16 protein-coding genes are annotated in these 17,556 nt (G+C 71.6%); 1 reads left to right on the forward strand and 15 read right to left on the reverse strand.

All coding sequences use genetic code 11. From position 1 onward, the window contains the following. Positions 1–17 precede the first annotated feature (17 nt). The 5 genes from OG811_RS29375 to OG811_RS29395 form a co-directional block, all read right to left on the reverse strand. Entirely contained in the window at positions 18–857 is an 840-nt protein-coding gene (locus OG811_RS29375; protein ID WP_406070379.1) for a carbohydrate ABC transporter permease, read from the reverse strand. A 1-nt stretch (position 858) separates the two neighbouring features. Further along, positions 859–1,794, reverse strand: a complete 936-nt coding sequence (locus OG811_RS29380; RefSeq protein WP_355174927.1) for a sugar ABC transporter permease — start codon at positions 1,792–1,794, stop codon at positions 859–861. 4 nt (positions 1,795–1,798) lie between these two features. Then, positions 1,799–2,875: a LacI family DNA-binding transcriptional regulator gene (locus tag OG811_RS29385; protein WP_406070381.1), complete on the reverse strand. Its 1,077-nt coding sequence runs from the start codon at positions 2,873–2,875 to the stop codon at positions 1,799–1,801. Positions 2,876–2,951: 76 nt separating this feature from the next. After that, positions 2,952–3,590, reverse strand: coding sequence for an MFS transporter (locus OG811_RS29390; RefSeq protein WP_406070382.1), 639 nt, complete (start codon positions 3,588–3,590; stop codon positions 2,952–2,954). A 44-nt stretch (positions 3,591–3,634) separates the two neighbouring features. Beyond that, positions 3,635–4,285 (reverse strand): MFS transporter, encoded by a 651-nt coding sequence (locus tag OG811_RS29395; RefSeq protein WP_406070383.1) that lies wholly within the window; start codon positions 4,283–4,285, stop codon positions 3,635–3,637. A 91-nt stretch (positions 4,286–4,376) separates the two neighbouring features. Between OG811_RS29395 and OG811_RS29400 the strand changes: the two genes are divergently transcribed. Beyond that, on the forward strand, positions 4,377–5,471 hold the full coding sequence (locus OG811_RS29400; protein ID WP_406070384.1) for a DUF5937 family protein: 1,095 nt from the start codon (positions 4,377–4,379) through the stop codon (positions 5,469–5,471). A gap of 385 nt (positions 5,472–5,856) precedes the next feature. Here the strand turns inward: OG811_RS29400 and OG811_RS29405 are convergent, their stop codons facing one another. From OG811_RS29405 to OG811_RS29450, 10 genes are all read right to left on the reverse strand, one after another. Beyond that, positions 5,857–7,038 carry a Cmx/CmrA family chloramphenicol efflux MFS transporter gene (locus tag OG811_RS29405; RefSeq protein WP_406070385.1) on the reverse strand — a complete coding sequence of 394 codons (1,182 nt, stop codon included), beginning with the start codon at positions 7,036–7,038 and terminating at the stop codon, positions 5,857–5,859. Positions 7,039–7,588: 550 nt separating this feature from the next. Then, the gene (locus tag OG811_RS29410) at positions 7,589–8,968 is read right to left on the reverse strand and encodes a hypothetical protein (RefSeq protein WP_406070386.1); all 1,380 of its coding nucleotides are present in this window, start codon (positions 8,966–8,968) and stop codon (positions 7,589–7,591) included. A gap of 101 nt (positions 8,969–9,069) precedes the next feature. After that, the gene (locus OG811_RS29415) at positions 9,070–9,597 is read right to left on the reverse strand and encodes a hypothetical protein (protein ID WP_406070387.1); all 528 of its coding nucleotides are present in this window, start codon (positions 9,595–9,597) and stop codon (positions 9,070–9,072) included. A gap of 14 nt (positions 9,598–9,611) precedes the next feature. Beyond that, a complete protein-coding gene (locus OG811_RS29420) occupies positions 9,612–10,355 on the reverse strand; it encodes a hypothetical protein (protein ID WP_406070388.1) in 744 nt (247 codons plus the stop codon). Beyond that, entirely contained in the window at positions 10,352–11,608 is a 1,257-nt protein-coding gene (locus OG811_RS29425) for an MCE family protein (RefSeq protein WP_406070390.1), read from the reverse strand. The genes OG811_RS29420 and OG811_RS29425 overlap by 4 nt, the downstream gene beginning before the upstream one ends. Continuing rightward, entirely contained in the window at positions 11,605–13,023 is a 1,419-nt protein-coding gene (locus tag OG811_RS29430; protein ID WP_406070391.1) for an MCE family protein, read from the reverse strand. The genes OG811_RS29425 and OG811_RS29430 overlap by 4 nt, the downstream gene beginning before the upstream one ends. Beyond that, positions 13,020–14,270, reverse strand: coding sequence for an MCE family protein (locus tag OG811_RS29435; RefSeq protein WP_406070393.1), 1,251 nt, complete (start codon positions 14,268–14,270; stop codon positions 13,020–13,022). Before OG811_RS29435 ends, OG811_RS29430 begins: the two co-directional genes overlap by 4 nt. Further along, on the reverse strand, positions 14,270–15,250 hold the full coding sequence (locus tag OG811_RS29440; protein ID WP_406070395.1) for an MCE family protein: 981 nt from the start codon (positions 15,248–15,250) through the stop codon (positions 14,270–14,272). The genes OG811_RS29435 and OG811_RS29440 overlap by 1 nt, the downstream gene beginning before the upstream one ends. Continuing rightward, positions 15,247–16,278, reverse strand: coding sequence for an MCE family protein (locus OG811_RS29445; RefSeq protein ID WP_406070396.1), 1,032 nt, complete (start codon positions 16,276–16,278; stop codon positions 15,247–15,249). The genes OG811_RS29440 and OG811_RS29445 overlap by 4 nt, the downstream gene beginning before the upstream one ends. Next, a complete protein-coding gene (locus OG811_RS29450; RefSeq protein ID WP_406075972.1) occupies positions 16,275–17,555 on the reverse strand; it encodes an MCE family protein in 1,281 nt (426 codons plus the stop codon). The genes OG811_RS29445 and OG811_RS29450 overlap by 4 nt, the downstream gene beginning before the upstream one ends. Position 17,556 lies beyond the last annotated feature (1 nt).

Genomic DNA, 17,556 nt, shown 5'->3' on the forward strand with positions numbered 1-17,556 from the left:
TGGTGGGTGGGGGATGGTCAGCCCTTGACCGCGCCGGCGAGCGACCCGGACGAGAGCCTGCGTTGCATGAACGCGAAGAAGATCAGGCTGGGCAGCGTGGCCAGCAGTGAGCCGGCGGCCAGCGGCCCGAGTCGGGCGGTGCCCTCGATGCCGACGAACCGGGCCAGCGCGACCGGCAGGGTGGCCAGGTCCGGGGTCTTGATCAGCACCAGCGCGAAGAAGAACTCGTTCCAGGCCGAGATGAAGGAGAACAGTGCGGTCGCGACCAGGCCGGGGGCGAGCAGCGGGAAGACCACCCGCCGCAGGATCTGCACCCGGCTCGCGCCGTCCACCGAGGCGGCCTCCTCCAGCTCCCGGGGGATGTTGCGGACGAAGCCCTGCAACATCCAGAGCGCGAATGGCAGCGCCCACACCACGTAGATCAGCACCAGCCCGGCGTGCGTGTTGGCCAGGCCGACCTGCCGCAGCACCAGGAAGATCGGGATGATCAGCAGCACGAACGGGAAGAGCTGGGACAGCAGCACCCAGCCCAGCGCCGCGGTGCCGAGCTTGGAGCGGAACCGGGCCAGCGCGTACGACGCCGGCATGGCGACCAGCACGGTCAGCACCGCCGAGGCGAGCGAGACCTGGAGGCTGTTCAGCGCCGCCCGGCCCAGCTCCTGCTCGGTGAAGGCCTGGACGAAGTTCTGCACCGTCGGGTTGTCCGGGATCAACGTCGGGTGCAGTCGCACCAGCTCCCGCGGTGGCTTGAACGCCGTCGAGAGCAGCCAGAGCAGCGGGAACCCAAGGAAGATCAGATAGCCGGCGAGCGCCACGTACTGCAGCACCCGCCCGGTGCGGCTCGGTTTTCCGAACATGTCAGTTCGCCTCCCTCAGCCGGCGCCGGAGATAGACGGCGAGCAGCGCGATGATGAGCACGACCATCACGTTGCCGAGCGCGGCGGCGTAGCCGTAGTTGCCGTAGCGGAACGCCTCCTCGTAGGCGAAGAGCATCGGCAGCATCGTCTTGCCGCCCGGCCCGCCCGCGGTCAGCACGTAGACCAGGCCGAACGAGTTGAAGTTCCAGATGAAGTCCAGCGACGTGATCGCCACGATCACCGGGGCCAGGGCGGGCAGCGTGACGTGCCGGAACCGGTGCCAGGTGCTGGCCCCGTCCACCGCCGCCGCCTCGTGCAGTTCGCGGCCCACCCCCTGCAGACCGGCGAGCAGAACGACGGTGGTCTGCGGCATGCCGGCCCAGACCCCGACGATGATCACGGCGGGCAGTGCGGTGCTGAAGTCGCCGAGCCAGTTGGTCCGCAGCCCGTCGGCGCCAATCTGGTGGAAGAACTCGTTGATCAGCCCGGCGTCCGGGTGGTAGACGAGCTTCCAGAGGATGCCGACCACGACGGGCGGCATGGCCCACGGCACCACGGCCAGCACCCGGGCCACGCCTCGGAACCGCAGCTGCTGGTTGAGCAGCAGGGCCAGCCCGAGGGCGAGCAGGAACTGGAGCACGGTCACCCCGAACGCCCAGAGCAGCCCGATCTTGAACGAGTTCCAGAACAGCTCGTCGCCGAGGAGTTCCCGGTAGTTGGCCAGACCGGTGAAGCTCACCTCGACGTTGCGCCCGGCCCGGGCGTCGGTGAAGCCGAGGTAGATGCCGCGCAGCAGTGGGAACACCGACAGCACCAGGATCGGCAGCAGCGATGGCAGCAGCAGCAGGTAGATGGTGGTGCGGTCGGAGCGGAACCGGTTCGGCCGACGGGCCGGCTCGGCCCGCTCGACGTCCGGCTGCTCGGCCAGCGTGGTCATGCGGTCACCCCTTCGCTGGACGGGTGGGTGGGCCGGCCGGCCGGGAGACCGGCGGCGTCGCGCCACTGGACGCGCGGACGGTGAGACTCGGTGGCACCTGCTCGCGCCGGGGCGGCAGGGTCGGGTCGGCGATGCGTTGCAGGAGCAGCTCTGCGGCCCGGCGACCGCGCTCGGCCGAGCCGAGCGAGACGCTGGAGAGCTGGGGAAACATCATCCGGGCGAGCTCGGTGTCGTCCATGCCGACGAGGGCGACGTCCTGCGGCACCTGGCGCCCGGCGGCGAGCAGGGCGTGCAGCGCCCCGACCGCGATGAGGTCGTTGGCGCAGACCAGGGCATCCGGGTCGGCGCGGGCGAGCAGCCGCTCGGTGGCGGCCCGGCCGGCGGCGTACTGGAAGTCGCCGACCTCGATCAGGTCCTCGTCGAGCCGGATGTCGTGTCGCGCCAGCGCTGCCCGGAAGCCGGCGTCACGCGTGGCGCCCGGGACGGTGTCGAGCGGGCCGTTGACGAAGCCGATCCGGCGACGGCCGGTGGCGACGAGGTGATCCACGGCCAGCGCCACACCGTGCCGGGAATCGGTACGCACGTTGTCCACCGCGGCGTCCGCGCCGAGTTGGCCGACCACCACCACCGGCACCGGGCTGTCCACGAGCGCGGTCAGGTGGTCGTCGGTGACCCGGATCGGCGAGACGATCATCCCGTCCACGTAGCGGTTGGCCAGCCGGCGCAGCAGGGCGGTCTCGTTGTCGATCCGCCCGCCGGTGGCGTGCACCAGCAGCTGCCGCCCGGAGGAGGCGACCACGGACTCGATGGCGCGCATCATCTCCACGTAGACCGGGTTGCCGATGTCCTCGACGGCGAGCGCGACCAGGCCGGTGCGCTGGGACTGCAGTGACCGGGCGATCGCGTTCGGCACGTAGCCCACCTCGGCCGCCGCGGCGCGCACCTTGCGGACCGTCTCCGGGCTGCCGCCGATCCCGTTGAGCACCCGCGAGGCGGACGCGATGGAGACACCGGCGCGGGCGGCGACCGTGTGCACCGTGGGCCGGCCGTCCGCCGATTCCTGTAAACGTTTACGACCCACGCTTGGCACCTCCACCCGATAGCTGTAAACGTTTCCGGGAGTTTGCGCCGCCTGCGGCGGCAAGGTCAAGGGCTCGTTATGAAAACGTTTCCAACAGTGGACGGCCCGACAGCGAGAGATGGCCGGCAACGGCGTGCCCGTCCAGGAGCATCTCAGCCGCTCCCTCTGCTCGACCAGCCCGGCGAGCCGAGCGCCGCCGGCCCGGCCTGACCCCCTCTCCCGTCGGCGTGCGCAGCACCACGGCCGCGCCGGCCAGTGTGGTGAGTGCCAGCATCAGCCACAGCGCCGACGGGCCGACCGCGAGCAGGCCCGTCAGGATCGCGGGCGCGACGGCCATTCCCAGCCCGGTGGAGAGCTGCCAGCGCACCAGCGCGCGCCCCACCAGCCGCTCTGGCGTGCTCGCGATGACGAGCGCCGTCCCGCTGCCCGTGTAGAGGATCTCCCCGGCGGTGTAGAGCACGCAGACCACCGCGACGAGCGCCGCACCGGTGTCGCCACCCACCCCGGCCGCCGCCCAGAACCCCAGATAGGAGCCCGCGAGCACCACCCCCGAGGCGGCTAGGACCGATCTGCGGTGCCACCGGCCCAGCCAGACGACGAGCGGCACCTGCACCGCGATGACGAGCACGGTGTTGCCCACAAACATCCCCGCCGACCAGACCAGCGACACGTCGAGCTGCGTCACCATCACCGCGGGCAGCGCTACCTCGAGCACGCTGAAGCAGAGCGCGAAGGGCAGGTTGGCCCAGAGCAGCCCGGTCAGGTGCCCCGCCCCGCCCCGCCCCGCTCGCTCGCCACCGCCGGGCGGTCGGGCACCCGCAGCCGCATCGAGGCGACGAGCAGCCCGGAGACGAGGAACCCCAGCCCGGTCAGGGCGGCGAGCGCCCGCAGGACCCCATCCCCGCCCGTCACCGCGACAGTGGCGATCAGCGCTCCGGCGCCGAGGCCCGCGTTGCGCACCGAACGCCCGGCGGCGAGCGCCGCATCCCGGCGGCGGCCGGTGGTGAGCGCGGCGACAAGGGCCGCGTGCGCGGCCGGCCAGGCCTGGCTGCCCAACCCCAGCAGCACCGACGCGGCGAGGAAGCCCGCCTCGCCGTCCCCGGCGAGCAGCACGCCGACCCCGGCCACCCGGACGAGCAGCGTCGCCGCGACAACGGCCGACCTCGCACCCCGGTCGATCCACCGTCCCGCGAGCGGCAGCACGACCAGGCCCGCGAGCAGCCCGGCCGAGAGCGCCAGCCCTGCCGCACCGGCGCTCAGGTGGAGCACGACGATGCCGTAGAGCAGCAGGAACGGGCGGAGCAGGCCGCCGCCCACCGAGTCGATCACCAGAGCCAGCGTGTATCGCGGACCGCCGCCGGCGTGCAGCAGCGCCGCCCAGCCCAGCCGTTCATCCTTCTGCTTCGTCACGCCGACCACCGTCGCCGCCGGGTGGTCCCGGGCCACGCCGGTTGACGATCCTCGTCAAGTGTCGCGGCCCGCCCCGGCGGGTGGTGTCACGATGGGCGGCGTGGGACTGACGATCGACATTACCGGCGTACCGGATGAGCGGTTTATCTTTTCTCCCTCACCGCTGGGTGAGCTGGCCGCGATGCTGCACGCGCTGGCGGAGCCCGCGCACCACCCGGCGCTGCACGGCTGGATCACCGCGACCGCCGCGTCGCTCAAGCCGGAGCTGAGCGACCGGCTGCTGGAGGCCGATTTCCTGTGGCGGTCGGCTCGGGCCGACTTCTTCGTGCCGGGCCAGCCCCGCGACACCCTCGCCGCCGAGCTCGACGACGTGGACCGGCTCGATGACGAGACCTATGTCGCGGCTGCTCTGATCACCACGAGCTGCGGCTCCACGCCCCAGCGCCGCCTGCGCTCACCGCTGGTCGACGCCGACGCTCGGCACCGGGCCCGGGAGCTGGCGCTGGCTCGCGGGCCGCGCCAGGCCGACTTCGCCGACCAGCTCCTCGCCGACCCTCCGGGTGTACGCGCCTGGGTGCGCCGCCTCCTGGAGGACTGTGAGCAGGCCTTCTTCGTCGAGTCGTGGGCCCGGGTGCAGCATCAGCTCGCCGCAGACTCCCGGCACAAGGCGGACCTGCTGGCCCGGCACAGCCTCGACACGGTGCTCGCGGCGGTCTCCCCCGCGACGACCCGCTCCCCCGACGGACGGCGGATCCTCATCGACAAGCTGCAGGACAACGCGACTACCGCGCAGGGGCAGGGGGTCACCTTCACCCCGACCGCGTTCGGCCGACCGCACCTGCTCGTCGTGCACGCGCCGGGCTGGCGGCCGGTCGTGCAATATCCGTCGGCCGAGGCCGGGCTGCCGCACCCCGTGCCGCTCGACCTGATCCAGCGGCGGATTGACGCGCTCGCCCACCCGGTGCGGCGGCGGATCGCCCGCACGCTCGCCCGGGGCCCGCACACGACCGGGGAGATCGCCGAGGCGTGGCAGCTCAGCGCGCCCGAGGTCTCCCGCCACCTCGCCGTGCTCAAGCAGGCCGGGCTCACCACGGTGAGCAGGCGCGGGCGATACGTGCACCACCAGCTCGACCTGACGGTCTGCGCCCGCCTCGGCGCCGACTTCGTCGAGGCGATCCTGCGCTGATCGAACCCTTGATCGTCAGCTCTAGCATGGCGCGACGCATGTTCGGACGCTGGCGGGTCGGGCGGTGGTCTGCTCGGCTTGCCCGGGCCGATGGCAGGCGGGATGGCCACCGCGACCACCCACGTACCCGGCGGCTGCCGACGATCTCCGGCCATCGCCTTGACCACGGCCAGCACCTCAGGCCGGCGCCGCCAGTGCGCCGGCCTGGCGGCGTAGTACAAGCCGGGCCCGCCCAGCGCGTCGTGGGCGGCGCGCAGCAGCGCGGCACCCACCTCCGGCTCGGCGTCCAGGTCGAACCGCTCCACGACATGAGCGATTGGGCGGGTTCGGCAGCGCTCGATGAGTTGCCGCCGTCCCTCGACACTCAACGGAGCGTTCGCGTGGGTCATCGAATCGCCTGGCCGACGCGGGGTGCGATGAATCGCCGGAGGGGCAGGGCGATGAGCAGTGCGACCGTAACCAGGAGGCCGCTGACCCATACCGGGCCGAGGTCGCCAGCATTGGCCCCGAGGGTCACTGCTGCGACGGCGGGGCCGCCGGCAGCACCGATGTTGAGCGCCGCGGTCGCGTACGACCCTCCCATGGTGGGGGCGCCTGCTGCCTCATAGAGCACCCTGGTGATCAGGGTGCTGCCCAACGCGAAGGAAAGCGTGCCCTGCACGAACACGAGGAGCAGAAGCGCCACCGGTTGGGCAGCCAGGGTCGCCAACGCGACCCAGCCGAGCAGCAGCAACGGGCCACCGACTGCGATCACGATGCCGGGACGCTGATCGGAGAGCCGTCCCGCGAGGGTGACGCCGACGAAGGACCCAACCCCAAAGAGCACCAGCACGACCGAGACCCACAACTCGCCCAGGCCGGCGGTGTCAGTCACGATCGGTGCCAGGAAGGTGAACGTGGCGAAGGTGGCAGCGTTGACGAGGGCACCTAGCAGCATGACTAGGACCAGCCTGGGCATCTCGAGCTGGGCGATCTCGTTCCGAAGAGACGAGCCAGTCGGAGTGTCCCGAGGGGCCTTTCCGACACGGACCGGGATGCCCTTTACGACGCCGAAGGCAGCGGGAAAGCAGAGCAGTGCGATCGCCCAGAAGGTTGCCCGCCAGCCAAGCACCGTGCCGAGCACCGCACCACCGGGAACTCCAGCGATGGTGGCCACCGTCGTACCCGAGAGCAGCACCGCCAGCGCGCGCCCTTTCTGATCAGATGCGACGAGCGTGGCCGCCGTGCTCAGTGCCACAGCAAGGAAGCCCGCGTTGGCTAGGGCGGCGATCACCCGGGTAACAAGCAGAACCGCGAAACTCGTCGTGAGAGCGCCCACGACGTGGGCCACGGCAAAAACCAGCACGAAGCACAGCAGGCTGGCCCGGACAGGCCACCAGCGCGCAAGCGCCGCCATCAGCGGCGCGCCGACGATCATCCCGACAGCAAACGCCGAGGTCAAAAGCCCGGCGGCCCCGACCGACACGTCGAGGCTTGCGGCGATGTCCGGCACCAAGCCGGCGAGCATGAACTCCGAGGTGCCCATGGCGAAGACCGCCACGGCAAGCAGGTACAGCGGCAGAGGCATCAAGAAAAACTCCGAGGTGAGAGAGAACGAGGAGACGTCTCGTCACCGCGGCCAGCACCCAAGGGTGCGCGCAAATGCCCATACAGCAAAGGCTGCTGGGAAGCGGACTATGAACTCAGTGGTTCAGGGGGCTGACGGCGTGACCGAAAGCCCCCACCTTGGATGCCTCAGGGCTCGACATGGCGCAAACACTACTCAAACTCACCGGTCACCACGCAACTGAGTTCCGCCCGGGCGCGTGTCGTCAACCTCGTGCTCCGCAACATCTAGTTCATCCGGGCATTCCTCGTGTCGTGGACTCCGGTTCTCAACCCCGCACCGCCCCGGGTCGAACGTCGTGGACGCACGTGTGGCCGACGGTACGGCCCGGGTGACGTATCGGCGGCGTGAAAACCCGGCGCGTCGGCTGTCTAGAGTGCGTAAAGATCCTTGCCCGGGTCGACCGGGCTGAGATGTGCTGGACGGCGTCGGGGTGAGGGACCACCCCGAGCGAGGTGAGCAGGACGACGGGAACCCTCTCCTGGCGTGCGGGGGTGTGTGCGACAGGGGGTCACCCGGTCCGCCGGCGGAGCCGCCGGACCCACCCGAGCGGCCTCCGCCGTGCCCTGCCCGGGATCCGAGCGACTGCCCAGCCCACCCGGTCCGCCTTGAGGCCGGCGCGTCCGAGCAGCCGGATCAGGAGCCAGCAGAACACCGCCAGCGTGCCGAACAAGGCGGCCGTCACGATCCGCCAGGGCATGCTCTCGACCTGCATCATCTCCGGCAGGAGCGCGGCGACGCCGGCAACCGCGGTGACCGAGAACAGCCACTGGAGCCGTTGCTGGAACAGCGCCGTCTGCAACCCGAAGAGCTGGCCCAGATTGCTGCGGAGCAGTTCCAGGCGCTGCCGAGCGGCCTGCAGGTGCCGGGACACCCGCAGCCCGTCGATGAGGAAGGTGGCCACCGCGATCCGCACCGGATCCCGGTACATCAGGTCCACGTTGCCGACCTCGGCCAGCCCTCGAGCGAGTTGCAGTTGCACCCGCGCGAGGTGGGTGATGCGCGCACCCAGTGAGTGCCCCGGCCCGACCAGCTCGTCGCGGTCGTTCGGATCCACCCCCACCCAGAGTTGGCAGAAGAACCACTGCGCGTGGATCTGCCCGTACATGTCCTGCACCAGCCGCACCGCCGCCGTACCACCGTCGACCCCGTCGTGCAGGACGGCCACCGTGGACCAGCCGGTGGTGCGCACCATGAGGCCGCGTAGGCGCAGCGGCCCGTCGTCCGCCGCCGCACCCGGGGTCACCGGCAGAGCGGAGAGCCGCAGCAGCGACTCGACGATCGGCGCGTTCTCATGCTGCTCGGGGCCGCGCAGCACGAAGAACTGCCGCATGTTCTGGAACGGGTAGCGGCGTTCCCGCGGCTCGAACCCGGCCGAGTCCCGAAGGATCCCCCGGATCGCCTCCACATAGGCCGCGACCGTCAGCCCACCCGCCTCGAAGTTCTCGGCCTCGACCTTGCTCAGGTGTCTGGCCAGGTTCGGCGGGAAGGTGTCGAGGTCGCGCAGGTGCCGGAAGTAGTCGACGGTGTTCTCGCGGATCAGGTCGTCATAGAACTGGCAGATGTCCTCGGTGCTGACCGCTGGCTCGGGTGCGGCGAACCGTAGGTCCACCGAGATCACCCCCAGCGCCGGGTAGATCACAACCTGGGTGCTGGTGGCCCACGTGGTGCGGCCGATCCGTACCGCCGAGGTGCCGAGGGAGAGCTGCAGCACCGGAGGATGGGTGGCGAGGTACGAGATGTTGTATGCCCTGGTCTCCTCGTGCTCGACCACGTCGACCGTGATGGTGCCCAACCCGGCCAGCAACGGAATGGCCGGCTCCACGTCCTGCACGGTGCCACCGAGGTCGAACTTGATGGGTACGTAGATGTGGTCAATATCGAGGCTCACGTATTCATTGTGGCTGCAGGCCTCAACCCTTCACCGCGGTCCCGTACTGAACCATCGGCGCCAGCAACGCGCCTCTGGTGGCTGCATGGATGGCGAGGGCGTCAGATGGCCTCTGCCCTGGAAACCTTCCACTCCCCGTCGACCGGGACCAGTGTGAGCACCACGCGGTTCTGGTCAACCTTCTCCCCGGCCGTGTTCACGTTGCGCCGGTACTGGTTGAGGTACACGAGCAGTTCGACCCGTTCGGCGGTCGCGGTCACCACGCCCGTCGCGGACACCTCCGCCGCCACGATCGCCTGCTGCGTGGCTGCGGTCTGCTTCAGCGCAGCCGTGGTCTGCTCATACTCCGTGCCGAAGGGGCCGGTGGCGAAGGTGCGGCCGTTGGCGACGCTGTCGTCGAACGTGCGGTAGTCGTAGGAGAAGATCGCCTTGGCGGCGGCGGGCGCCGTGGCCAAGGCCTGTCGTACGGCCGCGTCCCGCTGCCCGGCGCGGTGGTCGCCCCACCAGCCGAGACCGGCGACGGCGGCCGCGAGCACGATCGCGACGGCCAGGGCCGGGACGAGCCGGATCCGGGCCGGGCGCCGCCAGGGGGCGCGCGGCCGTCGCACGAGTTCGACCAGGGTACGCACAGGTCCTCCCTCTCTCAGCCGACGAACTGCAGGCGGGACACGAGCCACCGGTCGGATTCCCGGTCGCGGACCAGGTCCAGTTGAATCCGGTAGTGCGACGGCCGCCCCTCGGGTGCCTTGACGTTCTTGACGGTGGCGTCGACGGCCACCAGCACGACCGCCCTGCGCAGGTCCCCGGAGACCAGTCCGGCCCGCAGCACGGACCCGCGCGAGTCGACCTTGTTCTCCACGACCGCAGCGCGCACCTGCGACTGCCCCCGAGTGAACTCGTCCCTGAAGTCGCCGGTGGCCCCGGTCGTGATCCGCTGGATGTCCCGGTCGACGCTGGCCGCGCTGACCGAGACGAAGTTGACGCTGGCCTGTTTGGCTGCCGCGACGGCCGCCTGCCGGGCCTGCTCCGTCGCCCGGTCGACGTACCACCGGTGCCCGGTCACGCCGGCGGCGGCGAGCGTGGCAGCGAGGAGTACGACGAGCAGGACGATGGACATCCGTCGCCATCCCCCCGGCACGGCCCTGGCCGGCTCCCCCAACGGACCGTCCCCGCCCGCCGGATCCTCGAACTCCGTCGGATCCTCGACCGGTTCCTGGTCGAGCCGCCGCAGCAGGTCCTGGATCGGCTCCGTCGGTCGGGGAAGCTGGCGGGGAACGATCCGGCGCTGCGACGCACGGCCGGGAACTCCAGCCTTCGCCCCCTTGATGACTTTCAGCGTGTGGTCCCTCCGGGCCCGCATCTGCGCCTCCTTCTTCGCGTCGCTCACGGCGTCACCCCGGCGAGTAGCAACTGCTTCCACGACTGGTCCCCGGCCATCCGGGACTGACCCCCGGTCCCACCGAACTGCAATGGCCGGCCGTCCGAGCCGAGCACCAGGCCGGTCGCGGGGTCGTACCCGCCGGTCTCGCTCCCGGCGGGCGGGGCGGCTCCGGGCCGCCCCGGGTCGGAGGCCGGTTCCCGGCCACCCGGACGAGGGGCGTTGGCGGCGCCGCGCACGCTGGCGCCGGCCGCCCGCTCCCCCGCGCCGCACGTGGTTCCGCCGCCGCGGTACACGCAGGACGGCGGATCGTTGACGTTGAGGACCAGGCCGAGGTGGGCGGTGCCGTCGCCCGGAGTGACGGTGAAACCGCCGGAGACGGCGATCGGGTACACCACCAGCAGCTGCTCGATGCCGGGCAGCCGCCGAGCGGCGATGCCGTTGACAGTCACGAGGTTGCCGAGCAGGGTGCCGACCGTCGGTTCCAGCCCGCGCAGCAACGCGACCAGTTCCCGCCCGGCGGGAGGCCCGGCGGCGAGCAGCCGCCGCAGGTCCGGGTCGGCGTCGCGGACGGTGGCCGCCAGCTGGGCCAGTCCTGCCGCCCACCGGCGCAGCGCCTCGGCCGACTCGGCCTGGGTGGTGAGCACGGTCCGCCCGTCGTTGATCAGCGCGAGTGTCTCCGGCAAGTGGGTGGTCGCATCGGTCAGCAGCGCGTCCCCGTGGTCGAGGATCCGGGCCAAGGCCAGCTCGTTGCCCTCGAACGCGGTGCCGAGTTCGGTGATCAGGACGGTGAGATCCTCCGGGCCGACGGAGCGGACCAGGGCGTCGAGGTTGCTCAGCAGCACCTCCGGCGCGAGCGGGACACCGGTCCGCTCGGCCGGGATCACCGCGCCGTCGGCGAGGTACGGCCCGCTGTCGCGCTCCGGACGCAGGTCCACGTACTGCTCACCGACGGCGGAGCGGTGCGCCACCACGGCCCGCAGGTCGTCCGGTACCCGGACGTCGCGCTGCAACCGCAGGTCGGCGCGGACCCCGTCACCGCGCAGGGCGACTGCGTCGACCCGGCCGACGGGCACCCCGCGGTAGGTGACCGGGGCGTTGGGGAAGATGCCGCCGGCCCGGGCGAGGTCCAGGTGGACGACGTAGCTTCCGCCGAGCAACCGGTCGCCCAGCCCGACGTAGCGGATGCCGACGTAGCTGACGCCGAGGACGCTCACCAGCACGAACGCCAGAACCTGCACCTTCGCGGTACGTCCGATCATGGCTTCAACCCTTCGGACAGCAGGTCCGGCAGGGTGCCGATCTGTCCGATCACCGCGCCGGTCAGCGGCAGGATGCACTGTGCCGTCAGGACCGTGCCGGAGGGCAGTTCGGTCCCGACGGGAAAGACCGTGCCCGGTGGCACGAGGCCCTTCGGCAGGATCAGCCCGCCGATGGGCACCTTCGAGCCGGGCTTGAGCAGGACGCAGCCCTCCGGCAGCAGACAGTCCTTCGGCGGCGTCCAGGTCGCGGGGAAGTTGAGCGGGTCGGGCAGGCACTTCAGGATCGGCAGGTCGGGCAGCGGGCGGGACCCGCCGCCGGGCCGCGGCATGGTCGGTGCGCCGCCACCGGCCGCCGGTGCCCCACCGGGGGTGGCGCCCTTTGCCGGCGTGTGCGGACGGGCCGGTGCGGCGGGGGCAGCGGCGACCAGGTTCGCCAGGATCGACGCCGAGTCGAGGTCGGCGGTGATGGAGAGGTTGACGAAGTCGCCGACGATCGCGCCGGTGACATTGGGTGGGAACGGGAACGACAGCATGAAGTCGAGCGACTTCGGCAGGTCGTCCCCGGCACGTGTCAGCTGCTCCAGGATCGGTTGCAGCGCCCGTACGTCGGCCAGCGTGTCGTCGCGGCTGCTGTTGACCACCCGGGTGCCGACGTCGCCCAGCCGGTCCAGTGCGGTCAGCGCCCGGGTCAGTTGGGCGCGCTGCTCGGCCAGCACGGTCAGGCCCGGGGCCAGGGAGTCCACGGCATCGCCGAGCACCTGCTTCTGACGATCGAGCCGGCCGCTGAGCCGGTCCAGGGCGTCGAGGGCGCGGACCAGGTCGGTTTTCTGCTTGTCCAGCCCGCCGATGAACGTGTCCAGCTGGTCCAGCGCGTCCCGGACGGCGGGCTCCCGCCCCTCGAGTGCGGCGCCGAGCTCCTGGTTGATGGTCCTCAGCTGCGCCAGACCACCGCCGTTGAGCAGCAGCCCGAGCGCGGCGAGGACCTCCTCCACCTCGGCGCCGCGAGCGGTCCGCGACAGCGGGATGAGGTCACCGTCGGCGAGTCGACCGGAGGAGGCGCCGGTGGGTGGCGGCGCGACGGTCACGTACTTCTCGCCCAGCAGGCTGCTCTGCCGGACGGCGGCCGTCGCGTTGGACGGCAGGCGTACGTCCGCGCCGATGCGCAGGGTGACCCGTGCGGTCCAGCCGGTCAGGGAGATCTTCTCCACGCTGCCGACCGTCACGTCGTCGACCTTCACGGCGGCCTGCGGCACCAGGTCGAGCACGTCACTGAACTCGGCGGTGACGGCGTACCCGTCGCCCTTCGGGGCACCGCCGGGCAGCGGCAGGTCGGTGAGGTCGGGCAGGCCGCATCCGGCCGGCAGCATCGCCACCACGATCGCGCACGCCAGGGTCCACAGTGTGCGGGCGGTCATGACAAACCCCGCAGGATGCCGCCGAGGGTGGGGTCGCTGGTGGTGCCGGTGCCGCCCGGCGCGTGGTCGGGGATCGGCGCACCGGGGGAATTGGGGGGAGGTTTCCCCGGTGAGGACCCGCCGGTCGTCGGGGCGCCGGGCGGCAGCTTGAGGAGTTTGCGGAGCTGGTCGGTCATGGGCAGCCCCCGGGAGTGCAGGGTCTGCGCGAGTGCCAGGCACTTGGCGGGCACCTGGGCGGCGGGGAGCTGGTCCACCATCAGTGAGCAGGCGAAACCGGCCGGGTCGTAGGGACCCATCACGTTGTCGCGGGTGTCCAGGGTGCCGGATCGCGGGTTGTAGGCCAGGTTGAGGTTGCCCAGGGCGAGCGGGGCGACGTCGAGGATGCCGATGACGGCCTGTTGCTGACGGACCAGGATGCCGGTGACGTCCGCCAGCGCGGCGACGTTGGACGTCAGCGCGTCGCGGTTCTGCCGCACGAACGTGGTCACGTCGGCCAGCGCGGTGGAGAGGTTGCGCAGCGCCGCGGCCAGTTCGTCGCGTTCCCCGACCAACATTTCGGCGACGTCGGCCAACTGCCGGTTGAAGGCGCGCACCTCCCGGTCGCTGCGGGTCAGCGCGGTGGTGAAGCGTTGCAGGTTGGCCACCGACCCGAAGAGGTCCTGCCGCCCGTCGGAGAGGGTGGCCAGGGCCCGGGACAGGCCGTCGAGGGTGTCGTGCAGGTTCTGGCCGTTGCCCTCCAGGTTGGCGCGTCCGGTGGCGACCAGGTCGGACAGGGCGCCGTCGCGGTTGGCGCCCTCCGGCCCGAGGGTGCGGTTGAAGTCGTCGAGCGCCTGGTAGATGTCGTCGATCTCCATCGGAGCGGCGGTCCGCTCCAGCGGTATCTCAGCCCCGTCGGCGAGCGCGGCTCCGCCAGCGTAGGCGGGGGTGAGCTGGACGTAGCGGTCGCTGACCACGCTGGGCGGCACGATGAGCGCCTGGGCGTCGGCGGGAACGGCAATCCCCGGGTCGTAGGACATTCTCACCTGGACGGTGCGGCCCTGCGGGGTCACCGCGACCACCTCACCGACGCGGACGCCTAGCACCCGGACGTCCGATCCGGGGTACACGCCGACGGCGCGGGTGAAGTGGGCGACGACCTGCCGTGGGGGTGTCCCGTCGCGGAGAACGACCACGCCGGCGGCGACGGCCACCAGCAGGACGGTGGTGACGGCGACCGGCCGCCGCCACCGCTGGATGGGTCCGGGCATCAACGGCCTCCCGTGGGCTGGTACGGCTGGAGCAGACCGGAGACGTACGAGTCGAACCAGCGGCCGTTGCCCACCACGTTGGCGAACGCGGTGACGAACGGCCCCATCCGCTGGATGGTTTTCTCCAGGTCGTCCCGGTTGCGCTGCACGATGGCGACGACCTCCCGCAGCTTGTGCAGCGCGGGAGCGAGCTGGGCGCGGTTGTCGCTGACCAGGCCGGACAGCTGGGTGGCGAGGTCGTCGGTGCCGACGAGCAGTTTGTGGATGGCGTCCCGACGCCGGCTCACCTCGCTCAGCAGCGCCTCACCGTCGGTGACCAGTGCGCAGAACTCCTCGTCCCGGGTGGCGAGCACGGCGGTCACCTGACGGGCGCGGTCGAGCAGCGCTCGCAGTTCGGCGTCGCGTCCGGCGACGGTCCGGGAGAGCCGGGAGAGGCCGACCAGGGAGGCGTCGACGCTCGCGGGGGTGTCGGCGAAGGTCTCGGACAGGGTGGTGAAGGCGGCGGCGAGCTGGTCGGTGTCGACCTTGTCGAGCGTGTCGGCGAGCCCGGTGACCGCCTGCACCACGTCGAACGGCGCCGCGGTGCGGGCCAGGGGGATCTGCCCGCCCTCGCGCAGCCGACCCGGCCCGGCCGGCGAGAGGGCCAGGTACTTCTGGCCGAGCACCGTCTTGATCCTGATCGTGGCGCCGGTGTCGGTGCCGAGCCGGACACTGTCGTCGTCCACCCGGAACCCGACCCGCACGTACGGCGCGCCGCTGCGGGCGAGTTCCACGGCGGTCACCTTGCCGACCCGCACCCCGGCGACCCGCACCTCGTTGCCGGTGACGAGGCCGCTGGCGTCGTGGAAGGCCGCCTCGTAGCCGCGTCCGGTGAGGTCAGCCAGCCGGTCGAGCTGGAAGGCGCCCAGCAGCACGGCGACGATCAGCGCCAGCCCGAGCGTGCCGACGACCACCGGGTTGCGTTCCCGAAACGGTGTCACTGGCTGCCTCCCGCGCATCGGGCGGCCGGGGCGCTGAAGGTGGGCAGGTCGAGTGGTGCCCGGCCCGACACCGCCACGTTGCCGTCGAAGTCGCAGAGGTAAAAGTTGAACCACGAGCCGTAGGACGCGACGCGGGTCAGGGACTCGTACCGCTCCGGCAGCCGCCCGAGGGTGCTGTCGATGACGGCCGCGTTGCGGTTGAGAGTGCCGGAGAGCTCGTCCAGGGCGCGCACGTCCGCAGCGAGCGGTGGTCGTACGTCGCGCAGCAGCGACGACGTGGCCGTGGTGAGCTCACCGATGCTGACCAGGGACTCGCCGATGGCCGTGCGGTCGGCGGACAACCCGGAAACGAACTGCTGCAGCTGGCTGATGCTCTGGTCCAGGTTCTGGTCCCGGTCGGCCAACGTGCCCAGGACGCCGTTGAGGTTGGTGATGACCCGTCCGATGACGGCGTCCCGGTCGGCGAGGGTGTTGGTCAGCGACGCGGTGCGTTGCAGCAGGCTGCTGACCGTGCCGCCCTCGCCCTGCAGCACCTGGATGATCTCGTAGGCGAGTTTGTTGACGTCCTCGGGCCTGAGTGCCGTGAAAAGGGGTCGGAACCCGTTGAACAGCGTCGTGAGGTCCAGGGCCGGTGTCGTCTGGCCGAGCGGGATGAGGCCGTCGGGCCGCAGTGGCCGCCCCTCCCCCGGCCCCTCGCTCAGCGCCACGTACCGCTGGCCCACCAGGTTGCGGTAGCGGATCTTGGCGCGGACGCTGGTGGCCACCGGGACGTCGGAGGTGACCGTGAAGGCCACCTCGGCGAGCGTGTCGTCGACCACCGTGATGCCACGGACCCGGCCGACCTGCACACCGGCGACGCGGACGTCGTCTCCGGGGAGCAGACCGGTGACGTCGGTGAACCGGGCCCGGTAGGTGACCCCGCCCGGTGGGAAGGCACCGAGGGTCTGCGCGAGCAGCGCCGTCAGCAGCAGGGTCACCGCGGCGAATACCACCAGCTTCAGCAGAGGTGCCATGGCCTTGTTACTCATCGCGCGTTCACCACCCCTCCTCTCAGCAGCGGCCCCCACAGCAGGACCGCGATGTCGGGGACCTCCGCGGGCAGGATGCCGGTGACGGCCCCGACCAGCGGCTTGACCAGCGCGCGTTCCTCGCCGGTGGCGGCCCGGCCCATCGCCGGGGAACCGGCGGCGGGCACGGCCGCCGGCAGGCCGACCGGCAAGGGGGTACGCGGCCGAGCGCCGCCGTGGTCGTAACCGTCGGCGACTGGCACGCTGGGCGCTGGCTGCCCCGGGTGGGGCAGGCCACGGCACTGCGGCCCGTCGTGCGCGCCGTAGACGGGCTCGTCGCGGCCCTTCTCGTACTTGCCTCCGTCGCGGGTGACCTCCAGGGTCACGTGCATCCGCCCGCCGGCGAAGACCTCCTCGACCTGGGGTTGCAGGGCGACCAGGCCGCTCATCAGGCACGGGTACTCAGGGGCGTACGTGGCGAGCAGTTCCAGCACCGGGCGGCTCACCTGGCCGAGTTCGATGATCTGGTCGCCGTGTCGGTCGAGGAAGCCGCGGGTGGCGTCGGCGGTGTCGGTGGTGTCGGCGAGGAACGCCGCCAGCTGTGCACGTTGGTCGGTGACGGTGCGGGCGGTGACGGTGACGTCCCGCAGCAGGGCGAGCAGGTCGGGCAGGGCGGCGTCGTAGCTGTCCAGCACGACGGCGAGCTTGCGGACGTCCTCGGTGATGGCCGGCATCGCCGGGTTCAGCTGCCGCAGGTACGCACCGAGCCGCTCGATGTTCGCGCCGAGCTGCTCGCCGCGTCCGTCGAGGGCGGTGGCGATCGCGCCCAGCGTCGCGGCGAGCTGTTCGGGCCGCACCGCCTGGAGCAGCGGCAGCGCCTCGTCGAGGACGCGTTCCAGCTCGACGGCGGTGCGGCTGCGGTCCTGGGGGATGACCGCGCCGTCATGGATCGGTACGCCGGCGCCGCCGGCCGGCACGAGCTCGACGTACCGCTCGCCGAAGAGGGTCTTGGGCAGCAGCCGGGCGCTGACGTCGGCGGGGATCCGCGGCGTGGTGGCCGGGTCCAGGGCCAGCCGGATGGTCGCGCCCGCGCCCGCGCTGTCGACCGAGCGCACATCGCCGACGACGACCCCGCGGACCTTGACGTCGGCGCCCGGGCTGAGCTGCAGGCCGGACCGGCCGGCCTCCAGGGTGACCCAGGTGACCGGCGTGAACGCCTTGCGGTACTGCAGCACGGAGGCGGTCAACGCTGCGGTCAGCACGGCGATGAAGACGATGCCGAGGATGCGATGTCTCATG

Origin of the sequence: Micromonospora sp. NBC_01638 (assembly GCF_045209745.1) — a bacterium.
Classification (GTDB): Bacteria; Actinomycetota; Actinomycetes; order Mycobacteriales; family Micromonosporaceae; genus Micromonospora.